This is a genomic window from Streptomyces sp. NPDC059003 (assembly GCF_042740445.1).
In the GTDB taxonomy this organism is placed as follows: Bacteria; Actinomycetota; Actinomycetes; order Streptomycetales; family Streptomycetaceae; genus Streptomyces.
The window spans coordinates 1-5,482 of the sequence record NZ_JBHYJH010000321.1 but is presented as its reverse complement, the minus strand read 5'-3'; the positions used below and the strand labels follow the sequence as shown (position 1 = coordinate 5,482).

Below are 5,482 nucleotides of genomic sequence, written 5' to 3'. Positions count from 1 at the left end.
CGCAGAAGCCCCGCCGCATTGCGGCGGGGCTTCTGCGTGCCACTGGCCCCCGGACCAAGTCAACGAGGGTTCTTCACCTCTCACGCGCTCTCACGCAGATCTCACAAACAGCATCGACGCTCCTGGATCACAAGGCCCTGACCAGGCCAAACGCTCCCGACCTGGACCACGTGGACGTCAGAAGACGGCTTCGCCTACCTATGCCAGGTCGTGCCCAGTGAGGGACCCAGGATCAGGACGGGTGCTTGTTCCGGCCCGTCGAGACGGTATTGCAGGGTGCTCGTTGTCGTGTCACTCACCCGGCTCACGCTCTCACATCTCGTGAGGTCCCATGTGCCGGGGTCACAGCACTGTGCAGACCGCCCCACGTTGTGGTTTCTTCGCGAAGATCTTCGGGGGCGGGCTTCACATCCCGCCGCCGTCGGCGGCTCTAGGCTTCCTCCGGCCCCGACACCCCAACCCCGACCCCAGGAGCGCACACCGTGTTCGACCCCGCACCGGAGCACCCGTACCCCGACGGCCACCGCCCGGACGAGGCGCCCGTGCCGCACGCGCTGCTCGCGCCCGTGCTCGGCCTGCTCGGCACCTGGCGCGGCCGGGGGCGCGGCGGCTACCCGACGCTCGCCGAGGACTTCACGTACGCGCAGGAGGTCACGTTCAGCCACGACGGCCGGCCCTTCCTCCACTACGAGGCGCGGGCCTGGCTGCTCGACGCCGACGGGGCGCCGCTGCGGCCGTCGGCGCGGGAGAGCGGCTGGTGGCGGCTCCAGGCCGACGGCCGGGTCGAGGCGCTGATCACCCAGCCCACCGGCATCGCGGAGATCGCGGTCGGCCGGGCCGCCGACGGCACGGTCGACCTCGCCACCCACGAGGTGGCCCGCACGCCCACGGCCAAGGAGGTCGACGCCACCCGCCGCCGCTACACCCTGACCGCCGACGGCGACGCGCTCACCTACATCCATGACCTCGCGGCGGTCGGGCAGCCGCTGCAGCACCATCTCTCGGCCCAGCTGCGCCGTTGACCGTGCGCGGCGGCCGTGGGACCGGGCAGGTTTTCGGGTCGGCGTCATCGGTGAGGATCACCGGATGAGCCAGCAGCAGCCGGGGCCCGGAGCCCTCCCCCACATCGACGCCGCCGCCCTCGCCGGGCTCGTCCCCATGGCCGCCGCCGTCGACGCCGTCACGGCCGCGCTCACGGCGGGCGGGCTCGACCCGGAGGCGGAGCCCGCGCGGTCCGCCGTCGGCCTGGAGGGCGGCCAGCTGCTCCTGATGCCGTCGGCGACGGCGGCGTACGCGGGCGTGAAGGTCGCCTCGGTGACGCCGGCGAACCCCGCGCGGGGCCTGCCCCGCATCCAGGGGCTCTACCTCCTCCTGGACGGCACGACCCACACCCCGCTCGCCCTGCTCGACGGCATCGCGCTCACCTCGCTGCGCACGCCCGCCGTGTCCGGGGCGGCCCTGCGCCACCTCGCCGTGCCGGACGCGCGGCGGCTGCTGGTGTTCGGGACGGGGCCGCAGGCCTGGGGGCACGTGGAGGCGGTGCGGGCCGTGCGGCCCTCGCTCGCGCACGTGGACGTGGTCGGTCGTGACCAGGGGCGCGTGGCGGACTTCGTGGCGCGGTGCGGGGACGCCGGACTCGGCGCCGCGGCGGCAGTGCCTAAGGACGTCGCGCACGCCGACGTGGTGTGCTGCTGCACGACGGCGCGCGAGCCGCTGTTCGACAGCGCGCTGCTCGCCCCGCACGCGGCGGTCGCGGCGGTCGGCTCGCACGAGCCCGCGGCACGCGAGGTCGACGAGCGGCTCGTGGGCCGGGCCACGGTCGTGGCCGAGGCCCGGTCCGTGGCGATGCGCGAGTGCGGCGACATCGTGCAGGCGGTCGCCGCCGACGCCTTCGACCCGCACCGGCTGCGCACGCTGGGCGAGTTGGTACGGGGAGAGGTGCCGGTCGCGGCCGGGCGGCCGAGGCTGTTCAAGTCGGCGGGCATGGCGTGGGAGGACCTGGCGGTGGCCGTGGCGGCGTACGAGAAGGGGCGCGCCCGCGCCTGACGCCCCCTCAGAAGCCCCGCAGCCGACGCTTCCCGGATCCCCGCGCCCGACGCCTTCCCGGAGCCCTCACACCACCGTCACCGGGTGCCGCACCACGGCGTCGAACAGGTACCCCTGCGTGTTGTGCGCCGTCGTCGGCGGCTGGGTGCGGCCGGTGGCGTCGGTGGCGCGGGCGAGCAGCGTGGCGGGCCCGGGCGTGCGCGGGCGCCAGGGGGTGGACCAGCGCACCCAGGAGCCGCGGCGCGGTACGTCGTGGAGCCGGGCCCGGTGCCAGGTGGTGCCGCCGTCGGTGCTGACGTCCACGCGGGCCACGGTCGCCTCGCCGGACCAGGAGCGGCCCGTGAGGCGGTGCCGGGTGTCCGCCGACAGGCGCGCGTTCCACGGGAGTTCGAAGGCGGACTTGAGGGTCTGGCGGGTGAGCGGCGCGGAGCCCTCGGCCGGGTGTCCCGGGCCGAACAGACGGTAGAAGTCAGTGTTCCAGGGCGAGTAGAGCGGTGTCGCCGAGACCTCGATGTCGCCGACCCACTTGACGGAGGCGATGCCGACCCAGGAGGGCACGAGGACGCGCACGGGGTGGCCGTGGTCGGGCGGGAGCGGCTCGCCGTTCATCTCGTACGCGAGGAGGACGTCGTCCAGGGCCTTGGCGACGGGCAGCGGGCGCCGGACGCGGCCGAGGTCGGTGCCGTCGGCCGTGACGTAGCTGTCGTCGAGGCCGCGCGGCATCACGTCCACGGCGTGCCGCGCGAGGCCCGCCCGGCGCAGCACGTCCGCCAGGCGCGCCCCGCGCCAGCGGGCCTGGCCGATGGCGCCGAGCGTCCAGGCCGTGCCCGGCACGGGCCGGCCCTGCTGGCTCCCGAAGAGGCTGCGGCCGTTGCCCGCGCACTCCACGAACGCGGTGCGCGTCACCGACGGCAGCCGCTCCAGGTCCGCGAGCGTGAACTCCCGCGGCCCGCCTTCGAGTCCGTCGCCCCAGATCCGCAACGTCCATGAGCGCGCGTCGAGTCGGGGCGTCGAGGTGTGGTTGCGTACGAAGAAGCGGGCGGCGGGGGTCAGGGGTCCGGTGTCCGCGAGCGCCTCGAACTTCGTCTCGGCGTTGGTGCCGCGGACCGTGAACCACTCGTCGGGCAGCGGCTTGACGATGCCGGGCCCCGCGGCCGCGGCCGGGGACGCCCCGAGCGCGGCGGCGGGCGTGAGGCCCGCGGCGGCGGCAAGGCGCAGCACGTCTCGGCGGGCCACGCCGTCGGCGCGGGCCTCGCCCGCGAGCCACTGGCGCAGCCGGCGGCGGTCGTAGGCGGCTTCGGTGCGGATGTCCCCGCGGGGTGCCTCGGGCGTCATCTGGGCCTTCCGTCGCGACGTGACAGGGGCTGCTGCGCGGCGGCTCCGGAGCTGCCTCAGGGCTTGCTTCGGGGCGCGAGGACGACAGATTACGAGGCCGTGGCGGCTGCCGCCACGGCCTGGTTCAGGACTTCACGGGAGTGCAACGAACGCCGCGGACGGCGCCGACGGCGCGGTCACGGCGTCGTCGTGGACACCACGTAGACCATCGGGTGCCGCGGGTTGGAGCGGTTCACCACGATGTCCTGGGTGGGGGCCGGGTTGTCCTGGTCGTGGGTGACGCCGTACCAGGGGCCCGGGCCCGTGAACTCCCAGCCGACGATCTTCTGGTTGCGCTTGCTGATCGTGATGTCGTCCTTCTCCAGGCGGCTCGCGCTGGTGCCGGTCTCCTTGAGGAACCGCTCCAGGCCTTCGTTGCTGGTGAGGAACTGGACGTACAGGCGGCTCGTGCGCCAGTTGTTCGTCTCGTAGTAGGCGACCTCCGCCGAGTACGGCGGGACCGGCACGTCGTACAGGCGGCGCTGGACCTTGGAGGGCCAGTCCGCGGTGAGGCCCGTCGCGGAGTACTTGGCCTCCTTGTCGCGGCCGCTGTTGCGGGACTGGTTCGCGGAGATCATCAGATAGCCCGCGGGGACGCCGATGAGCAGCACGATGATCGTCGCCGTGAGCCAGCGGCGGCGGATCATGTGGCGGCGGTCCTCGGGGTGCCGCTCCCGGTCACCGGGGCCTGTCGGGTCCGGCAGGTCCGGGGGCGAGGGCTGGCGGGGCACGGTCATCTACTGGGTTCCCTGGGTGGTGCGGTCGTTGGCGCGGCGGGCCTCGGCGTAGCGCTCGTAGCGTTCGTAGCGCTCGACGCGGCGGCGGTTGGCGCGGCGGAAGCGGCGGGCGACGAGGCGCGCCAGGTCGGCGGCGCCGACCATCCCCGCCTCGGGGCCGAGCTGGGCGCGGGCGATGCGGGCCTCGGGGCGGTAGCCGCGCCCGGTGAGGTGGCGGCGGAAGGCGTCGCGGGCCGGGCCGATGAGCAGGTCGTCGGCCGCGCTGACGCCGCCGCCGATGACGAAGCAGGACGGGTCGAGGGCCGCGGCGAGGTTGGCGATGCCGACGCCGAGCCACTGGCCGATGTCCTGGAGGAGCTCGACGCACATGGCGTCGCCCTCGCGGGCCAGCTCGGTGATGAGGGGCCCGGTGATGTCCGGGACGTTGCCCTTGACGCGCTCGATGATGCCGTACGCGACCGGGGAGTCGGCGGCGGCCAGCTCGCGGGCCTCGCGGACCAGCGCGTTGCCGGAGCTGTACTGCTCCCAGCAGCCGCGGTTGCCGCACGGGCAGCGGTGGCCGCCGGGCACGACCTGCATGTGGCCGAACTCGCCCGCGACGCCGAACTTGCCGCGCTTGACCTGGCCGTCCTCCAGGATCGCGCCGCCGATGCCGGTGCCGAGCGTGATCATGACCAGGTGGTCCTCGCCGCGCCCGGCGCCGAAGCGCCACTCCGCCCAGGCGGCGGTGTTCGCGTCGTTGTCCACCATGACGGGCACCGCGAGGCGTCCGGAGATGCGGTCCCTGAGGGGTTCGTTGCGCCAGGACAGGTGCGGGGCGAACAGGACGCGGTTGCGGTCGGCGTCGACCCAGCCCGCGGCGCCGATGCCGACGGCGTGCACGTCGTGGCGGTCGGAGAGGTCGAGGACCAGCTCGACGATGGTGTCCTCGACGACCTTCGGGCTCTTGGACTTGTCCGGCGTCTCGGTGCGCAGGGTCTCCAGGATGTTGCCGTCGGCGTCCACGACGCCCGCCATCACCTTCGTTCCGCCGATGTCGATGCCGACCGTGGGGACGCGGGGTGCCGTCAGATGCGAACGGCGCTCACGCGTGCCCACGGTCCGCAGGACGGTGGCTCGTGCGGAGCCGCGGTGCGTGAGGTCGCGGTAGGTGCTCATCGCGCCGATTCTGCCTCACGCTCGCGGGGGCGCGCACAACGGGGACCGGGGTGCTGGGCACCCCTACGCCCCCGGTAGGTAGGCGCCCCGTAAGGGGCGCGGGGAACTGCGCGCTCAGCGCGCACAAAGCCGCAGACGCGTCTGCCGGGTAACGGAGCAGACGCGCA

Annotated in this window: 5 protein-coding genes and 1 pseudogene; 2 read left to right on the top strand and 4 right to left on the bottom strand. The window is 74.3% G+C overall.

The window, feature by feature from the left end; genetic code table 11:
* Positions 1–200 precede the first annotated feature (200 nt).
* Positions 201–299, bottom strand: a pseudogene (locus ACFWZ5_RS44495) (3-oxoadipate enol-lactone hydrolase); the annotation flags it as partial.
* A 183-nt stretch (positions 300–482) separates the two neighbouring features.
* Between ACFWZ5_RS44495 and ACFWZ5_RS44490 the strand changes: the two are divergent.
* Positions 483–1,022 (top strand): FABP family protein, encoded by a 540-nt coding sequence (locus ACFWZ5_RS44490; protein WP_384805800.1) that lies wholly within the window; start codon positions 483–485, stop codon positions 1,020–1,022.
* Positions 1,023–1,086: 64 nt separating this feature from the next.
* Positions 1,087–2,046 carry an ornithine cyclodeaminase family protein gene (locus ACFWZ5_RS44485; RefSeq protein ID WP_384805802.1) on the top strand — a complete coding sequence of 320 codons (960 nt, stop codon included), beginning with the start codon at positions 1,087–1,089 and terminating at the stop codon, positions 2,044–2,046.
* A 66-nt stretch (positions 2,047–2,112) separates the two neighbouring features.
* On the opposite strand, the gene ACFWZ5_RS44480 is transcribed toward ACFWZ5_RS44485, so the two are convergent.
* The 3 genes from ACFWZ5_RS44480 to ACFWZ5_RS44470 form a co-directional block, all read right to left on the bottom strand.
* Entirely contained in the window at positions 2,113–3,381 is a 1,269-nt protein-coding gene (locus tag ACFWZ5_RS44480) for a sulfite oxidase (protein ID WP_384892818.1), read from the bottom strand.
* Between the two features lie 176 nt (positions 3,382–3,557).
* Entirely contained in the window at positions 3,558–4,157 is a 600-nt protein-coding gene (locus tag ACFWZ5_RS44475; RefSeq protein ID WP_384806859.1) for a sugar kinase, read from the bottom strand.
* Complete coding sequence (locus ACFWZ5_RS44470) at positions 4,158–5,315, bottom strand: ROK family glucokinase (protein ID WP_384806857.1); 1,158 nt, start codon at positions 5,313–5,315, stop codon at positions 4,158–4,160. It lies immediately after the preceding gene.
* Positions 5,316–5,482 lie beyond the last annotated feature (167 nt).

What these genes read in the sequence shown, in the direction of transcription:
- ACFWZ5_RS44485 (WP_384805802.1), top strand. Translation starts at nt 1,087, where the DNA reads ATGAGCCAGCAGCAGCCGGGGCCCGGAGCCCTCCCCCACATCGACGCC.
- ACFWZ5_RS44480 (WP_384892818.1), bottom strand. Translation starts at nt 3,381, where the DNA reads ATGACGCCCGAGGCACCCCGCGGGGACATCCGCACCGAAGCCGCCTAC.
- ACFWZ5_RS44475 (WP_384806859.1), bottom strand. Translation starts at nt 4,157, where the DNA reads ATGACCGTGCCCCGCCAGCCCTCGCCCCCGGACCTGCCGGACCCGACA.
- ACFWZ5_RS44470 (WP_384806857.1), bottom strand. Translation starts at nt 5,315, where the DNA reads ATGAGCACCTACCGCGACCTCACGCACCGCGGCTCCGCACGAGCCACC.